Below are 15,789 nucleotides of genomic sequence, written 5' to 3' on the forward strand. Positions count from 1 at the left end.
ATGTCGCCGGCACCGTTCTGGCCGCGCCAGTCGCCGCATTTTCTCGCTTGCCGACGCGCCGTCCGCTCCTTCACTCGCCCCGCCCTCATCGGCCTTTCCGGCGGCCCCGACTCGTTATCTCTCGTTGCTGCAGCCGCCGCCGAGGACGTAGACGTTCGCGCCCTCGTGGTCGACCACGGCCTGCAGGCGGGCTCTTCTGATGTGGCCGCCCGCGCCGCCGCACAGGCTGCTGAGCTGGGTGTTCCGGCCGATATTGTCCGCGTGTCCGTTGACGCCGCGCCGGGTCAAAGCCTCGAAGCCGCCGCGCGCACTGCACGCTACGCCGCGCTCGCCGATGCCGCTTCCTCCGACTCTTCAAGGGCGCCGCGCGATATCTGGGTCGCCCACACCCTCGACGACCAGGCCGAAACACTTTTGCTCGGTGCCCTGCGCGGCAACCCCTCCGGCATGGCGGAGGTCTCCGTCGTGGAGGCTGGCCCAGACTCTCCTGGCCGTTCTCTTCGCCTGGTCCGCCCCTTCCTGGGGCTCCGCCGGGCGGATACCGTCGGCGCCTGCGACGAGCTCGGCTTGGACCCCTGGCTCGACCCGATGAACGACGACCGCGCTTACCGCCGCGTCGGGGTGCGTAAGGACATCATCCCCGCCCTGAGCGGTCTCATCGGCGGGGACGCGGCGCCGGCGCTGTCGCGTGCGGCGGAGCGGATCGCGGCGGACCAGGAGTTGCTCGCCTCGCTCGTGGACTGTGGCCCCACCGCCGACTGTGGCGTACTCGCTGCCGAACCCGCGCCGGTTCGGCAGCGGCGCATCCTCGCGTGGCTGCGCGCGGAAGGGCAGCGCGTGGCCGGTGAGCCGCTCGTGGTTAGCGGCGCCCAGCTCGCCGACATTGAGCGGCTGTGCACGCACTGGCACGGGCAGGGCCCGGTGGCCATCAACGGCGGCCGCGGCATCGCCCGCGTCGGCGGACATCTCACACTGATATAGAAAAACTGGCATAGAAAAAGGGAGCGCGGACATGCCGCGCTCCCTGTAACTTCGCCCGGGTTCTAGATCAGGCCGAGTTGCTGCGCGATGGCTGCGACGGCAGCGATCAGGCCAATGATGCCGATCACGATCCCGATATGGAGTTGAGGTCCTCGCTCGACTAAGCGGGACCTGCCGCATCGCCCGGGGCCTGCTTGACCGGTCCCGGGGTGCCCTGCTTGATGCCGGTCGGTTTTTCGCCCGGCGCGGCGGGGCGGTAAAGCCACGCACGCTGCATGCCCGCCTCCATCGGCGTGCTGTTTCCAGGGGTTTCTGAAGTTGTCGCCGCAGTGTAGGTGCCGTTCTCCGTGCGCGGGATGTAGACCGCGCCGAAGCCGTAGTACCGGTTTTTCGGGTTGATCATCATGTGCAGGTGGCCGGTGCCGGACGTGTACGCCCCGCGGCTGTTGTTCAATGCGTTGAGTTCACCGTGGCCCCAGCTGTCCAGAATGGAGCGCTTCAGGGATGTCCCCGCGGCCAGGGATTCCGCCCAGGTCTGCTGGCCGTTAACCTTGGCGCTCCACAGCTCCGATCCATCGGGGCGTGTGTGGCCCCAGTGCGCGCCTTGTTCAGCTGCGCGCTGGACGGCGATGCGGGTCAGGCCGTCGTCGATGGAGACGGCGTTGACGTAGGCCTCCTTGGTGGTCAGCCCGCGCGCCGCGGCGGCTTCCCGCAGGCGGGTGGTGCCGGCCGCGTCCGAATCGTTGAAGTACGGGTTGATGTCCCACATCTCGCCGCGCAGCTGCTTCAGCGCGGGCAAGCCGGTGCTGCGGGCCGCGTCGAAGTCGAAGGTGGTGTCCACGGCGACGGAATTCGCTGCAGTGGTGTTCAGCTCGACACCGGTGAGCGGCGCAGGGGCCGCGCCGGCAACGGCTGGGGAAAGGGCGGGGGCGAAGGACAGTGCAAGAGTAGTCGCGACCGTGGCCGCGAGGAGGCGCTTACGCATGAGACTCTTTTCTCGGGTAGGGAAGGAATTCTGCTAATTAAACCGTATCAGTTGCCAGTTTTGTTACAGGTTTTTCCAAGGGGTGGAATGCGGGGGCGGGGGGAGTCTTCGATAAGCGGTTTCATGGCAAGATGGCGGTATGGCTGAAGGAACGAGGCTGAGCGAAAGCAAAGATTTCGAGGTCCCCGCGAACCGCTACGGCGACGACGTGGAAGCGATCCTCATCCCGGAGGACGAGCTGAACGACCGTATCCAGGAGATGGCCGACAAAGTCTCCGAGCTCTACCGCGACGCGGAAGACGACCTCATCCTCGTGTGCGTGCTCAAAGGTGCGGTGTATTTCCTCACCGACTTCGCGCGGTCCCTGTCCATCCCGTCCGAGGTCGAGTTCATGGCGGTGTCCAGCTACGGCAACTCAACCACGAGCTCCGGCGTCGTGCGCATCATGAAGGACCTGGATAAGGAGATCTCCGGCCGCGACGTGCTCGTGGTGGAGGACATCATCGACTCCGGCCTCACCTTGTCGTGGCTGCTGAAGAACCTGTCCGGCCGCCAGCCCAAGAGCCTCAACGTGATCACCCTGCTGCGCAAACCTGAGGTGCAGACCGCGAAGATCGACCTGCTCGATGTCGGCTTCGACATCCCCAACGAATTCGTCATCGGCTACGGCCTCGACTACGCCGAGCGCTACCGCGACCTGCCGTATGTGGGCACGCTGCACCCGCGCGTGTACTCGGACGTCGGGGAAGAGCCGGTGCCCTCGCGCGAAGAGGGGCCGGAAGCCGTCGAGATCTAAACAGCGCGGCGGGCGTGCGCACCGCCGCTAGGGCGTGACTTGCCACGGTGAGTAGGCTGTAAGAACTACAACTTCCGGCTAATCACCCCATAACAGGACTAGATGAAAAACAAGACTGTGGCGCGCTACGGCATCATCGGTGCCGTCCTGCTGATTCTGCTGTACCTGCTCACGCTGATCGGCGACGATTCGCGCAATTATTCCGAAGTCGACACCTCTGTCGCCTTGCAACAGCTCGCCGACAAGAACGTCGAGGAAGCGCAGATCGACGACCGCGAGCAGCGGGTCCGCCTGACGCTCCGCGAACCCATCACCGTCGAGGAGCGCGAAGGGATTGAGGAGATCCAGGCGCAGTACCCGGCCCGCACCACCCCGGACATCTTCAACGCGGTCAAGGGCGCGGAGCCGGATTCCTACACCACCAACGTCACGCAGGAGTCCTTCCTGCTGTCCATGCTCGGCTTCATGCTGCCGATGCTGCTGATCTTCGGCCTGATCAGCTTCCTCATGTACCGCATGCAGGCCGGCGGCGGCATGTTCGGCATCGGCGGATCGCGCGCCAAGAAGCTGACCAAGGACATGCCGACGAACACCTTCGCCGACGTCGCCGGTGCCGATGAAGCGGTCGACGAGCTGCAGGAGATCAAGGACTTCCTGCAGGACCCGGGGATCTACGAGCAGCTGGGCGCGAAGATTCCGCGCGGCGTTCTGCTCTACGGCCCTCCCGGCACCGGTAAGACGTTGCTCGCCCGCGCCGTGGCCGGCGAAGCGGGTGTGCCGTTCTACTCCATCTCGGGTTCGGACTTCGTGGAGATGTTCGTCGGTGTCGGTGCGTCCCGCGTCCGCGACCTGTTCAAGCAGGCCCGCGAGAACAGCCCCTGCATCATCTTCGTCGACGAGATCGACGCGGTAGGCCGCCAGCGCGGCTCCGGCACCGGCGGCGGCCACGACGAGCGCGAGCAGACCCTCAACCAGCTGCTCGTGGAAATGGACGGCTTCGGCGACCGCGAGGGCGTCATCCTCATCGCGGCGACGAACCGCCCGGACATCCTCGACCCGGCGCTGCTGCGCCCGGGCCGCTTCGACCGCCAGATCCCGGTGACCAACCCGGATCTGGCCGGCCGCGAGAAGATCCTGAACGTCCACGCCAAGGGCAAGCCGCTGGGCCCGGATGTGGATTTGAAGTCCCTGGCCAAGCGCACCGCCGGCATGTCGGGCGCGGATTTGGCGAACGTCCTCAACGAGGCCGCGCTGCTCACCGCCCGCATCGGCGGCAACGTGATCACGGCCGACGCGCTCGAGGAAGCGTCGGACCGCGTCATCGGTGGCCCGCGCCGCTCGTCGAAGATCATCTCCGAGAAGGAGAAGAAGGTCACCGCCTACCACGAGGGCGGCCACACGCTCGCCGCGTGGGCGCTCAAGGACATCGAACGCGTGTATAAGGTCACTATCCTCGCCCGCGGGCGCACCGGCGGCCACGCCATGACCGCCGCGGAGGACGACAAGGGCATGTACAACCGCGACGAGCTCTTCGCCCGCCTCGTGTTCGCGATGGGCGGTCGTGCGGCCGAGGAGCTCGTCTTCGGTGAGCCGACCACGGGCGCGTCCGCCGATATCGAGCAAGCGACCAAGATCGCGCGCGGCATGGTCATGGAGTACGGCATGAGCTCCGCTCTCGGCGCCGTCAAGTACGGCGACGAGGACGGCGATCCCTTCGCCCGCGCTATGGGCGGCGGTAGCCTCGACTATTCGCCCGCCGTCGCCGAGACGATCGACCGGGAGGTGCACGAGCTTATCGACGCAGCCCACGAGCGCGCCTACTCCATCCTCGCCGAGAACCGCGACTACCTGGACACCTTGGCCTCCAAACTGCTGGAGAAGGAGACCCTGCGCCGCGGCGACCTCGAAGCCATCTTCGACGGCATCGAGCCGAAGGGCTCGGGCCTCGAGCTTGTCGATGCCCGCTTCCCCCGCCAGCCCGACCGCGAACCCGTGAAGACCCCGGTCGAGCTGGCCGAGGAGCGCGGCGAAGAACCGCCGAAGAAATTCTCCCTGCTCGAGGCATCCCAGCAGGCCCGCGCCCGCCGCCAGGCGCAGCGCAACGCCGAGCTGAACAACCGGTGGATGCCGCAGGGCGACGGTTCAACCCGCTGGCAGCCGAACCAGCCTGGCCAGCCTGGTCAGACGGGCCAACCCGGCCAGCCCACCCAGCCGCGTTACGACGGCCCCCAGCCGCCCGCCGACTGGTCCTTCACCGGCGACGGCCGCGGTCAACAACCCCAGGCCCAGCCCCAGTCTCAACCGCAAGCACAGCCGGAGTACGGACAGCCGGTGCCGAACCCGGCACAGAACCCCTGGCAACACCCGGGCCAGGCGCAGTACCCGGTGAACCCGGGGCAGCAGCCGAGTCACCCGGGCCAGGCTGCCCAACCTACGGAGATCATCGGCTTCCGCCTGCCGGAGAACGAGCAGCCGGATCACGTCTGGGACGACCGCGCAGACGAGCGCGCCGGCCAAGGCAGCGCGGGACGCGGCGATGCCTCCGGCGAGGAGGCTCCGAATGCGGACGCCGCGGGCGTGGCTGAGCCGAGCCCGCGCGAAGGGTACGAACCGACCGAGCAGCTGCCACGCACCCAAGGGCAGAACGATGCGCGCCACAGGAGGCCCGACGATGAGTGACACGGATACGACGGGTAGGACAGGTACGTCGGGTACGACAGATAAGACTGCAGACCTCGCCTCTGCCGGGAAGGTGCGCCCCGCATTTGATCGTGAACGCGCGGAAGCCGCCGTGCGCGAACTGCTGCTGGCGGTGGGGGAGGACCCGGACCGCGAAGGCCTGCTCGAGACGCCGGCGCGTGTGGCCCGGGCATACGAGGAAGTCTTCGCGGGGTTGCACACGGACCCGACGGCAGTGCTGGAAAAGACATTCGCCGAAAACCACGAGGAACTCGTGCTCGTGCGTGACGTGCCCATCTACTCCACCTGCGAGCACCACCTGGTGCCGTTTTACGGTGTGGCGCACATCGGGTACATCCCGGGCGAGGACGGACACGTCACCGGCCTGTCCAAGCTGGCGCGCCTGGCGGACATGTACGCCAAGCGGCCGCAGGTGCAGGAGAGGTTGACGAGCCAGATCGCGGATGCGCTCGTCGATAAGCTCCACGCGCAATCGGTGATCGTCGTGATCGAATGCGAGCACCTGTGCATGGCCATGCGCGGCATCCGCAAGCCGGGCGCGACGACCACTACGTCGGCTGTGCGCGGCGGATTCAAACGCAACGCTGCCTCCCGCGCGGAGGTCTTGAGCCTGATCAGGGGGTAGAAATGGTCACTGTCGCAGATTTGACCGCGCGGGGCCGGACGATGGTCATGGGCATTCTCAACGTCACGGAGGACAGTTTCTCCGACGGCGGGAAATGGCTCGACCGCGACGCGGCAATCGCCCACGCGAAGGATTTGGTGGCGCAGGGCGCGGACATGATCGACGTCGGCGCGGAATCCACGCGCCCTGGTGCGACGCGCGTGCCGGCGGAACTGGAAGCCGAGCGCGTGCGCCCGGTGATCGAGGCGCTGCATGCGGAGGGAATCCGCACCTCGGTGGACACGATGCGCGCCGCGACCGCGCGCGTGGCCGCCGAGGCAGGGGTGGACATGATCAACGATGTCTCCGGCGGCCTCGCCGACCCGGACATGTACGCCGTCATGGCGGACACCGGCCTTCCGGTGTGCTTGATGCACTGGCGCACAGTGCACAACGCCGAGTTCGGCGACGCGTCCGGCTCCGCGGACCACGGCGGCGATGTCGTGCGCGATGTGCGCGAGACCCTCGCCCGGCTGACCGACAACGCAATGGCCGCCGGTGTGGAGCACTCCCAGATTGTGCTGGACCCGGGCCTCGGCTTCGCCAAGACCGCCGCCGACAACTGGGCCCTTTTGCAGGCCCTGCCCGAATTCATCGCAGGTGACCTGCCGGTTCTCGTCGGCGCGTCGCGCAAGCGCTTCCTCACGGAGATCCGCTCCAACCGCGGGCTGGAGGCCAACCCGTCGCTGGCCGACCCCGCCACGGCCGCTGTCACCGCGGTCAGCGCGCACCTCGGTGCGTGGGGCGTGCGCGTCCACGAGGTCGATGTCTCCCGCGATGCTGTCGACGTCGCCGCGACATGGCGCCTCGGCGCCGACTACGGGGGTGCCTGAATGGCCGACCGCATCCAGCTCACCGGTATTCGCCTCCACGCCGGCCACGGCGTGCTGCCGCACGAGGCGGAATACGGCCAGCCGTTCATCGTGGACATTACGGCCTGGCTCGACTTCGCCGACGCCGCGCGCGACGACGACCTGAACAAGACGGTCAATTACGCCGAGCTCGCCCACCTCGCGGCGGACACGGTGAAAGGTGCCCGCCGCGACTTGGTGGAGACACTCGCTGCGCAGATCGCCGAGGACGCCATGGCCCGCTTCGAGCAGCTCCACGCCGTGGAGGTCACGGTGCACAAACCGCATGCGCCGGTGGGCCTCGTGCTCGATGACGTCGCCGTCACGGCCCGCCGTTCCCGCAAATCCGTTGCCGCCCGTGCGGGCGGACAGAGCTAGGAGCGTCCCATGCGTGCCGTGCTGTCGACCGGGTCGAATATGGAGGACTCCCTCGCGCACCTGAAGTCGGTGGAAGACGATTTCGCTGGTGAGCTCGCCGCCGCCTCGCGCGTGTACCGCACTGCACCGTGGGGCGGGGTGGAGCAGGCCGACTTCTACAACCAGATCCTCATCGTCGACGTCGACGAGAGCCCCCATGAACTGCTCGCGCGCTGCCAACGTCTCGAGCGGCAGGCGCACCGCGTGCGCGAGGTCCGCTGGGGGCCGCGCACCCTGGACGTGGACATCGTCGCGCTTTTCGACGGCACCACCGGCGCCAGCATCACCCTCGACACCCCCGACTTGACCGTCCCGCACCCCCGCGCCCACGAGCGCGCCTTCGTACTGGTGCCGTGGCTCGAGGTGGATGGGAATGCGCGGTTGGGGGAGCAGGGCGTCGATAAGCTTGTTGCTGAACTCGACGACGAGGTGAACCCCCTATGAACCGCACCAACGTGACCGCCCTGGTAGGCGCCGCCGGCTTCTTCGCCGCGGCCGCTCTCATTCTGGTGCGGCGCTTTTACGGCGCGTGGCAAACGATCTCCCCTGTGTGGTCGGTGCCTGTGTGGGCTGTCGCCGCCCTGTGCGTGTTCCTCACCGTCATGGTGCGCCGCCGCCGCAAGGAAGGCCGCGTGGGGCTCGACCGCTCCCAGATCAACCCGATGATGATGGCGAACTTCATGGTCATCGGCAAGGCCAGTGCCTGGTCGGGGGCGATACTCGGCGGCATTTTCATCGGGCTGGCCGTGTGGGTTCTGCCCCACCTGGGCACCCTGGCCGCGGCCGACGCGGACCTGCCGGGCGTGGTCGCCGGCGCCCTCGGCGGCGTCGCTTTGGGCGTTTCTGGTGTGATTCTTGAACGCTCCTGCGAGGTGTCGCCGCCTGCCGAAGGTGAAGCTGCGGGTTAGAGTGTTGGGCATGACTGCGGAAAATCGGTCGCGCGACGGCGGCAATGTGTGGATGATCGTCCTGATCGCTTTGGCACTCATTGCCACGGTGATCATGCTGTTCAGCGATTCCGCGGTGTGGCTGCAAGTCGCCCTCCTGGCCGCCCTGTGGGCCGCGATCTGCGGCTTCCTACTGGTTTCCCGCACCCGCAACGACCGCGACCGTGCACGCGCTGAGCTCGATGCCCGCGAGCGCGAGTACCGCGCTGAGATCGAAACTCTCCGCGCCCGCAGCGACGCCGACCGTTACGCACTCGAGGCCGCCCGCGCCGGCGAGGGTCTCCCGCCCGCAGCCGACTTGGAAGTCCTCCGCGAGATCCGCGCCGAGCTGGCCACCCTGCGTGCCCAGCTCGAGGATCTTTCCGGCCGCGAGTTCGGCTACGAGCCTGCTGCCCTCCAAGCCGAGGCCCGCCGTGTCAAGGAGATCGAGGCCCGCGCCAGCCGCGTCGCCCCGGCAGCCCAGGCCCAGACCGCTCCGGCGCAGCCTGCCCCGGCGCAGCCTGTCCAGCCCGCTCAGCCGGCGCACCACGGCCAGCACGAGCGGCAGGCGCAACCGCAGCAGCCTCAGCAGCCGCAGCCGAAACCTCAGCCCACGCCACAGCCGCAGGCCCGTCCGGTGTCCCACGCGCACCCGCGCCCGGAGCCGGTTGCGCAGGAGAACCCGTTCCACCAGCAGCGCCAGGAGCCGGCCCGTCCGCAGCAGGCCGCCCAACACCAGCAGCCGGGTGAGCCGCAGCGCGCCCAGTCCACCCGCTGGAACGCCCCGAGCGCGAACGAGCAGACCTCCCGTTTGGAACCGGTGCGCGACGCCGACGAGAAGCAGGCGATCAACGCGTTGACTAAGCAGGCCCAGCAAGAGACGCCGCAGCAGTCGCCGAAACCGCAGGCGCGGCCCGCGGCGCAGGGCACCTCGCGGGTGCAGGGTGCACCGTCCTCCGAGGCAGTCGCGGGCCGAGTGGGCACGCACCGCGCACCGGAGGGCCGCAACCCGCTGACGGACCTCATCCGCGAGCGCCAGGAGGAGCTCGAGCGCGAGCGTGTTGAGCGTGAGCGCGCCGACCGCGAGCGCCGCCAGCGTGAGGAGCAGGAGCGGAAGCGTCGTGAAGCGGAGCAGCGCGCACGCGAAGAAGAGGCACGCCGCGCAGAGGAAGCACGCCGCGCGGAAGCTGAGGCGCAGGAGCAGGAATCCCGCGGACGCCGCCGCGCGGACGAGAACCGCGAAGGTTCGTTGAGTGTCGCTGAGCTGCTTGCACGCAGCAAGAAGGGCCAGTAGTGCATCCACCGCGCCTGCGGGTGTGGGCCGCCTACGGCAGCACGCTCTCTGACGAACTCGCGCGCGTGGGGCACGCAGTCACCGTCGATACGCCCGTCGCGGAAGCGGCGAACAATGATCTGCTGCTTATCGACGCCACCGATCCCTCCCACACCCCCGCCCTCATCGCGGCTGTGGAACCGCACCTCCGGCACGGCCAGATGGTGCTGCACACGCTTCTCGACGAGGGCGTGCAGCTCCTCGACCCGCTGGAGGTTCGCGGTGCGGTGGTCATGGCCGCGCACCACATCTTCGACGACATCTGGGTGACAGCAGCGGCGGACGAGCTGGGGGAGGCGACTGTGAGTCTGCTCATCAGCGAGATCGGCGGCACCCCCATCCCCGTGGACGACGCTCAACGCCCGGTGCTCATGGCTGCGCAGCGTCTCCGGGCGCTGGAATTCGAGGTGCGGCTCGACGCCTACACCCTTCTTCGTGGCGAGATCCCCGGCATCGAGGTGAAGGCCGATGAATTCCTGAGCGGGGGCGAGCGGCCATACCCCTACCCGCAAAGCGCGGAAGCGATTGAGGCAATGCGCTTGGCGATCGCGGACCCAGGAGCACGTGAGCTATATGAGGGGTTGGAACGGCGTGCTGGGAGGCGCAACAAAGCGTAGCGCCCCCGCACCGTACGCTGGAGCCCATGAGTTTCGAACCTGGGAAAGCTGTCGTGGTGACGGATCCCGCGCAGCTGGCCATGTACGGCCGCGCGTTCCGCAAGACCGGTAAACGAGTCGTCCTCGTGCCGCTAGGCACGGGCCTGCACGCGGGGCACATCGCGTTGATCCGCGCCGCGAAGTCGCTGCTCGGTGGGGTGGTCATGGTGACCTACAGCGGGAATGAGGTACCGGAAGATTTCGCGCGGGAGCACGTCGACGTCGTCTTCCACGGCGACCTGGACACCCCCGTGCGCGTGAGGCCGCAGCTCGACCACCTCGAAGACCCGCACGCGATCGCGGAGGCCGTCACCCGCACTGTCGCCGCGGTGAACGCGACGCACGCCACCGACGTCGTGGTGGGGGAGAAGGACTTCGAGGAGCTCGTCGCGCTCCAGCAGGTGGTCAGCGGTTTGCGGATGGAGGTCCAGCTGCACAGCCTGCCCACCGTCCGTGCGGGCAACGGTGTCGCGATGTCGTTGCGCAACGAGAACGTGCCAGAGGAGCTTCACGACGCCGCCCTCGCCCTCTCCGCCGCTCTCACCGCCGGCGCGCACGCCGCCGAGCACGGTCCCGACACTGTGCTGTCGACCGCCCGCGGTGTCCTCGAAGCCGCCGGCATCGCGCCCGACTACCTGGCCCTGCGCTCCCTGTCCTTCGGCGAGGCGCCCGCCGTCGGTGACGCTCGCCTCCTCGCCGCCGCGACCTTCGGAGATGTGCGCCTGATCGACAACGTCGGCGTGCCCGTCGGCGTCGGTTTCAAGAACATGGGTGAGCAGCCTGAGCTTTAAAACTGGCGCCGCGCTATGTTTAATGCGGCAGTTTTTCCCGCGCCGGCCGCGCCCCGGCCATTGATTGAGGACCGATAAGGACCACCGCTTTGGCACACCACAATTTCTACGACTCGCTCGGACTCGACCGCAGCAAAGACGCAGACACGCTGGGCAAGGAGATCGATCAGCGCCTCAAAGCGCCGTCGTTGAGCGATGCCGCCCGCGACGAACTCCAGGTCGCCCGCCGCATTCTCGGCGACTCCGGTCGCCGGAAGATCTACGACACGCGTCTCGACGACCCCACCGCCCCCACCATCGACGTGCCCGCCCTTCGCCAGATGGCGGCCGCCGATCCTGACTCGGGTGCGGCGGGCACTAACTCGGCCTCTAAGCCGAAGCGCAAGAAGCCGAAGCAGTACTTCCCGGACACCAACCCAAACGCCGAGGCCGTGCGCTCGGGCCAGACCGCCGCCTCCCCGCAGGGAGCCCCCGAATGGAACCCGGGCTTCACAGACACCACGAGCATCCCCGTCTACCAGGGGCCGGCCCCGACGGGGCAGTTCCCGGGCCAGTACAGCTTCCCTGGGCAGCTCCCCGGCCAGCCGCGCTACCAGACACCGGGTGCGCCGGGCGCACCGGGTGTTCCAGGGACGCAGGCGGGCCAGCAGGGGCAGGCCGCGCCCACGGCGCCGACAGCGCAGACCGGCCAAGCCAGCCAGACGAGCCAGCTCGACCAGAACGGGCAGAACGGGCAGACGGGCGACGGCAGCACCGCAGCACCAGCCAAGAAAGGTGCGTCGCCGTGGCTCGTCGGCGCGATCGTGGTAGTGCTGCTCGGCATCGCCGCCGGCGGCTGGTGGCTGTGGAGCAACCAGGGGGAGGAGTGGAACGCCGAAGAGCAGCAGATGGCCGACACCTTCCCCCAGATCATCTCCGAAGAATCCGGCCAAAAGGGATGGTTGGGCATGAAGTGCGAGTCCATGCCGGCCACCAACGGTGAAGAGGCGCGCATCCGCTGCTCCGACAGCAAGCTCGGCGTGAGCATCATGGACTACGGCTCCGAAAGCAACCGCGACGCGCAGCTTCCGGAAGGGGACGCCGAGGTCATCGGCAACAACGTGTGTTCGGCTCGCTCCTACAAGATGGAGGGCGTGACCCCGCCGGCGTACCGCATCGCCCCAGAGGGCGCGGATGCGCAGTACCTGCTCGTGGTCAACGGCGGCGAAGCCGAGAGCAAGCGCATGTACCTGAACCTGTGCGAGAAATCGCGTGGCTAAGGCACGCCCTGCCCGACAGCTGGCGCTGCTCGCCTGCGCGGCGGCGGGGCTGACGCTCTCCGGGTGCTCACAGAACCTGAAGGAGGCTCAGGAGCCGGTGCTGGAGACTGTGTCGTCGATAAGCAAAAAGCGTAACCCACGGAAACGGTGAGCTCGATGACCCGCCTGTGTGGACCCTTCCCGACTATTGGTGATCCGAAGCGACTACGGTAGAGCAACGTGACTACCCAGGACCTTTCAGAGCAGCAGCAGATCCGCCGAGCCAAGCGCGAAAAACTCCTCGAGCAGGGCAAGGACGCGTACCCGGTCGAGGTGGACCGGACGACGTCGCTGCGCGATTTACGCGCGAAGTACGTCGTCGCCACCGACGAGAACCCGGCCGAGGACGCCGACGGCGTGACCGTGCTCGAAGCCGGCCAGGAAACGCAGGACGAAGTCGCCGTCGCTGGCCGCATCATGTTCCAGCGCAACACCGGCAAGCTCTGCTTCGCCACCCTGCAGGAGGGCGACGGCACCCAATTGCAGGTCATGCTGTCCCTGGCTGAGGTCGGCGAAGAGTCCCTGGCCGACTGGAAGGCTGACACCGACCTGGGCGACATCGTCTCCGTGCGCGGACGCGTCATCGCCTCCAAGCGCGGCGAGCTGTCCGTCATGGCGAAGTCCTGGCACATGGCGTCCAAGGCGCTGCGCCCGCTGCCCGTCGCGTTCGCCGACATGAACGAAGAGCAGCGCGTTCGCTACCGCTACACCGACCTGATCATGCGCGAGGACGCCCGGACGAACGCGCAGACCCGCATCAAGGTCATCGCCGCGCTGCGCAAGTATCTCACGGGCCTGGACTTCGTCGAGGTGGAGACCCCGATGCTTCAGACCCTCCACGGCGGTGCCGCGGCGCGTCCGTTCCAGACCCGCTCCAATGCCCTCGACATCGACCTGTTCTTGCGTATCGCGCCTGAGCTGTACCTCAAGCGTTGCGTCGTCGGCGGCCTCGAGCGCGTCTTCGAGATCAACCGCAACTTCCGCAACGAGGGCGTCGACAGCTCCCACAGCCCCGAATTCACCATGATGGAGACCTACCAGGCGTGGGGCACCTACAAAGAAGGCGCTGAGACCATCAAGGGTGCTGTCCAGTTCTGCGCCCAGGAGGTCTTCGGTTCCACCACCGTCACGCTTGCCGACGGCACCTCCTACGACCTCGGCGGCGAGTGGAAAGTCCTCGAAATGTACCCGTCGTTGAATGAGGCCCTCGAGCGCAAATTCCCGGGCCAGCCCGAGGTCACCATCGACTCCACCGTCGACGAGCTCAAAGCCGTCGCCGCCACCATCGGTCTCAAGGTGCCGGAAAACGCCGGCTGGGGCCACGGCAAGCTCGTCGAGGAAATCTGGGAAGAGCTCTGCTCCGACCAGCTTTACGAGCCGACCTTCGTGATCAACTTCCCAGTCGAGACCTCCCCCCTGACCCGCGACCACCGCTCCAAGCCGCGTGTGACCGAGAAGTGGGACCTCTACGTCCGCGGCTTCGAGCTGGCTACCGGCTATTCCGAGCTGGTGGACCCTGTGATTCAGCGCGAGCGCTTCGAGGACCAGGCCCGTCTGGCCGCCGACGGCGATGACGAAGCCATGGTGCTCGACGAGGACTTCCTCGCCGCCATGGAGCAGGGCATGCCGCCCACCGCCGGCACCGGCATGGGCATCGACCGCCTGCTCATGGCGCTGACCGGCCTGGGCATCCGCGAGACCGTCCTCTTCCCGATGGTTCGCCCCGAGGCGTAGGACACCGTTAGGCGCGCCCCCGGTTGCCGGCTCGACTGGCCTCGTTTCACGTTGTCGCGCTTAGACACGTGGCGGCATGACTGACGGGATAAAGTGAATTCATGCGCTCATTTTCCCGCCCTATTTTGTCCGCAGTCTGCGGCATTGTTCTCGTTTCCTCCGTCGCAGTCGGCTGCTCCGGTGGGTCGATCGAAGAACCAGAATTGACCAAAATCAGCTCCGACTCCAGCAGCGCTGAAGCAGAGGCTGAAGACGAGCCCTCCGCATCACCGGAGCCGGTGTCTAACGGATCTAAGCCCGATTGCTCGCCCGAGGCGGTGGAGCGTTCGGTGGGGCACGAAGGTGAACAATGGGTCGTCATGGAGTGCGAGGGCGACTTCGCCTTCGTCGGTCAAAGCGACAGCGACTTCGTTTTCCCAGTCATGTGGGAAGACGGGAAGTGGACTACCTTCAAGGCTGACGGGCGACTTGAAGACGGAATCCAGCCAGCGTGCTACAACAAGTCCACGCTTGATCGTCTCGGTGTCGGTCCCCGCGTCAGGGCGCATCTTTATGATTGCGCCTCGGAGGAGCTTTTCGGCGGGAACGGGAACTCGGGTGGCTCCGGTTCATCGGGTGGTGGCGGTCAATCTGGCTACCCGAGGAGAAACAGCGACGGGTACATCGTCGAGGTGGGGCTCGGCGAAGCTGGGCAGAAGGCCTCGTTTCCAGCGTGCGACGGACGCTACATTCTGCTCCTCGATTCGGTGGTCGACTCTGGCGATGGCTTAGATACGTTCTATGAGTTAGCTGAGGCTGTTTTGCACGCTAACCCCTCTGGTAAGGAATTCACCGTCCCGGGCCAGTGTGACTCGCTGCGCAAGAGCGTCCACGGAAACGACATCTACCCAGTCTATTTGGACTTCGGTTCCGACATGGCGGCAGCCTGCAGAGCGAAGTCTACCTACGGAGGCAGTGTCCGCCCGCTGAAGAATGGATCTTTCCCCGGTGCCTCTGACTCGGACGTTGATGAAGTGCGGGGCGCTCTCGACCCCTGTTAAACCGTGCCGGTGCCGGATTGGGCCTAGCCGGCGCTCGACGGTGAGCGTGCGCCGGGATGAAGCTGATTACGAATCTCGCACGAAACGCAACGGCGCGATAAAGTCTTCCTAGACTGTTGATCTTTGAAAGGACCCACCCCATGAGCACCTCTTGGCAGGGCAACTCCCACGGCCAGCAATACGACAAAGACGGTCTGCCCGTGAATAACTCCGGTGCAGGCTCCAACAACGACTACTACGCGGCATTCGCTCAGCCGCAGCAGCCGCAGCAGACTCAGTACTCCCAGCCGCAGTATGGTCAGCCCCAGCAGGGCCAGGTGCAGCCGTACAACCAGTACCAGCAGCCGATGGCGACGCCGAAAAACAAGATCGTCGCCGCGTTGTTGTTCTTCTTCTTGGGTGAACTGGGAATCGGCAACTTTTATATGGGGCAGACCAACCTCGGTATCACCAAGCTGGTCCTGTTCTTCATCGGTGTTTTCACCTTCATCTTCATCATCGGCGCCGTGATTCTCGGTGCACTGTGGATCTGGAAGATGGTCGAGTTCGTCATGGTTCTCACCGGCGGCGGTGGATACGACCGAGACGCGAACGGCGTGCCGCTGCGGTAGCCGGCT

Annotated in this window: 17 protein-coding genes; 16 read left to right on the top strand and 1 reads right to left on the bottom strand. The window is 66.9% G+C overall.

Features of this window, described 5'->3' with window-relative positions; translation table 11 throughout:
* Positions 1-981, top strand: coding sequence for a tRNA lysidine(34) synthetase TilS (gene tilS / locus QYR03_RS09460; RefSeq protein ID WP_301713164.1), 981 nt, complete (start codon positions 1-3; stop codon positions 979-981).
* Between the two features lie 160 nt (positions 982-1,141).
* Here the strand turns inward: tilS and QYR03_RS09465 are convergent, their stop codons facing one another.
* Positions 1,142-1,966 carry a CAP domain-containing protein gene (locus QYR03_RS09465; protein WP_301713165.1) on the bottom strand — a complete coding sequence of 275 codons (825 nt, stop codon included), beginning with the start codon at positions 1,964-1,966 and terminating at the stop codon, positions 1,142-1,144.
* A 139-nt stretch (positions 1,967-2,105) separates the two neighbouring features.
* On the opposite strand from QYR03_RS09465, the gene hpt reads away from it, so the two are divergent.
* The 15 genes from hpt to QYR03_RS09540 all read left to right on the top strand — a co-directional run bounded on the left by hpt (position 2,106) and on the right by QYR03_RS09540 (position 15,783).
* Positions 2,106-2,762 (top strand): hypoxanthine phosphoribosyltransferase, encoded by a 657-nt coding sequence (gene hpt, locus QYR03_RS09470; protein ID WP_301713166.1) that lies wholly within the window; start codon positions 2,106-2,108, stop codon positions 2,760-2,762.
* Positions 2,763-2,864: 102 nt separating this feature from the next.
* The gene (gene ftsH / locus QYR03_RS09475) at positions 2,865-5,441 is read left to right on the top strand and encodes an ATP-dependent zinc metalloprotease FtsH (RefSeq protein ID WP_301713167.1); all 2,577 of its coding nucleotides are present in this window, start codon (positions 2,865-2,867) and stop codon (positions 5,439-5,441) included.
* Between the two features lie 73 nt (positions 5,442-5,514).
* Positions 5,515-6,087: a GTP cyclohydrolase I FolE gene (folE, locus tag QYR03_RS09480; RefSeq protein WP_259850478.1), complete on the top strand. Its 573-nt coding sequence runs from the start codon at positions 5,515-5,517 to the stop codon at positions 6,085-6,087.
* Positions 6,088-6,089: 2 nt separating this feature from the next.
* Positions 6,090-6,959, top strand: coding sequence for a dihydropteroate synthase (folP, locus tag QYR03_RS09485; RefSeq protein ID WP_259850312.1), 870 nt, complete (start codon positions 6,090-6,092; stop codon positions 6,957-6,959).
* The gene (gene folB / locus QYR03_RS09490) at positions 6,960-7,355 is read left to right on the top strand and encodes a dihydroneopterin aldolase (protein ID WP_259850314.1); all 396 of its coding nucleotides are present in this window, start codon (positions 6,960-6,962) and stop codon (positions 7,353-7,355) included. It abuts the gene before it with no gap.
* A gap of 9 nt (positions 7,356-7,364) precedes the next feature.
* Positions 7,365-7,838 carry a 2-amino-4-hydroxy-6-hydroxymethyldihydropteridine diphosphokinase gene (folK, locus tag QYR03_RS09495; RefSeq protein WP_259850316.1) on the top strand — a complete coding sequence of 158 codons (474 nt, stop codon included), beginning with the start codon at positions 7,365-7,367 and terminating at the stop codon, positions 7,836-7,838.
* Entirely contained in the window at positions 7,835-8,302 is a 468-nt protein-coding gene (locus QYR03_RS09500) for a DUF3180 domain-containing protein (RefSeq protein WP_259850317.1), read from the top strand. Before folK ends, QYR03_RS09500 begins: the two co-directional genes overlap by 4 nt.
* A gap of 10 nt (positions 8,303-8,312) precedes the next feature.
* Positions 8,313-9,614, top strand: a complete 1,302-nt coding sequence (locus QYR03_RS09505) for a DUF6779 domain-containing protein (protein WP_301713168.1) — start codon at positions 8,313-8,315, stop codon at positions 9,612-9,614.
* Positions 9,614-10,270, top strand: a complete 657-nt coding sequence (locus tag QYR03_RS09510; RefSeq protein ID WP_301713169.1) for a hypothetical protein — start codon at positions 9,614-9,616, stop codon at positions 10,268-10,270. Before QYR03_RS09505 ends, QYR03_RS09510 begins: the two co-directional genes overlap by 1 nt.
* Positions 10,271-10,296: 26 nt before the next feature.
* Positions 10,297-11,100: a pantoate--beta-alanine ligase gene (locus QYR03_RS09515; RefSeq protein WP_301713170.1), complete on the top strand. Its 804-nt coding sequence runs from the start codon at positions 10,297-10,299 to the stop codon at positions 11,098-11,100.
* An 89-nt stretch (positions 11,101-11,189) separates the two neighbouring features.
* Positions 11,190-12,359, top strand: a complete 1,170-nt coding sequence (locus QYR03_RS09520) for a hypothetical protein (protein ID WP_301713171.1) — start codon at positions 11,190-11,192, stop codon at positions 12,357-12,359.
* Positions 12,352-12,510: a hypothetical protein gene (locus QYR03_RS09525; RefSeq protein WP_259850326.1), complete on the top strand. Its 159-nt coding sequence runs from the start codon at positions 12,352-12,354 to the stop codon at positions 12,508-12,510. The genes QYR03_RS09520 and QYR03_RS09525 overlap by 8 nt, the downstream gene beginning before the upstream one ends.
* Before the next feature lie 68 nt (positions 12,511-12,578).
* Positions 12,579-14,132, top strand: a complete 1,554-nt coding sequence (gene lysS / locus QYR03_RS09530) for a lysine--tRNA ligase (protein ID WP_301713172.1) — start codon at positions 12,579-12,581, stop codon at positions 14,130-14,132.
* Positions 14,133-14,233: 101 nt separating this feature from the next.
* Positions 14,234-15,172, top strand: coding sequence for a hypothetical protein (locus QYR03_RS09535; RefSeq protein WP_301713173.1), 939 nt, complete (start codon positions 14,234-14,236; stop codon positions 15,170-15,172).
* A gap of 140 nt (positions 15,173-15,312) precedes the next feature.
* The gene (locus QYR03_RS09540) at positions 15,313-15,783 is read left to right on the top strand and encodes a TM2 domain-containing protein (protein ID WP_301713174.1); all 471 of its coding nucleotides are present in this window, start codon (positions 15,313-15,315) and stop codon (positions 15,781-15,783) included.
* Positions 15,784-15,789: the final 6 nt, after the last annotated feature.

This window comes from Corynebacterium sp. P4-C1 (assembly GCF_030503595.1).
GTDB lineage: Bacteria > Actinomycetota > Actinomycetes > Mycobacteriales > Mycobacteriaceae > Corynebacterium.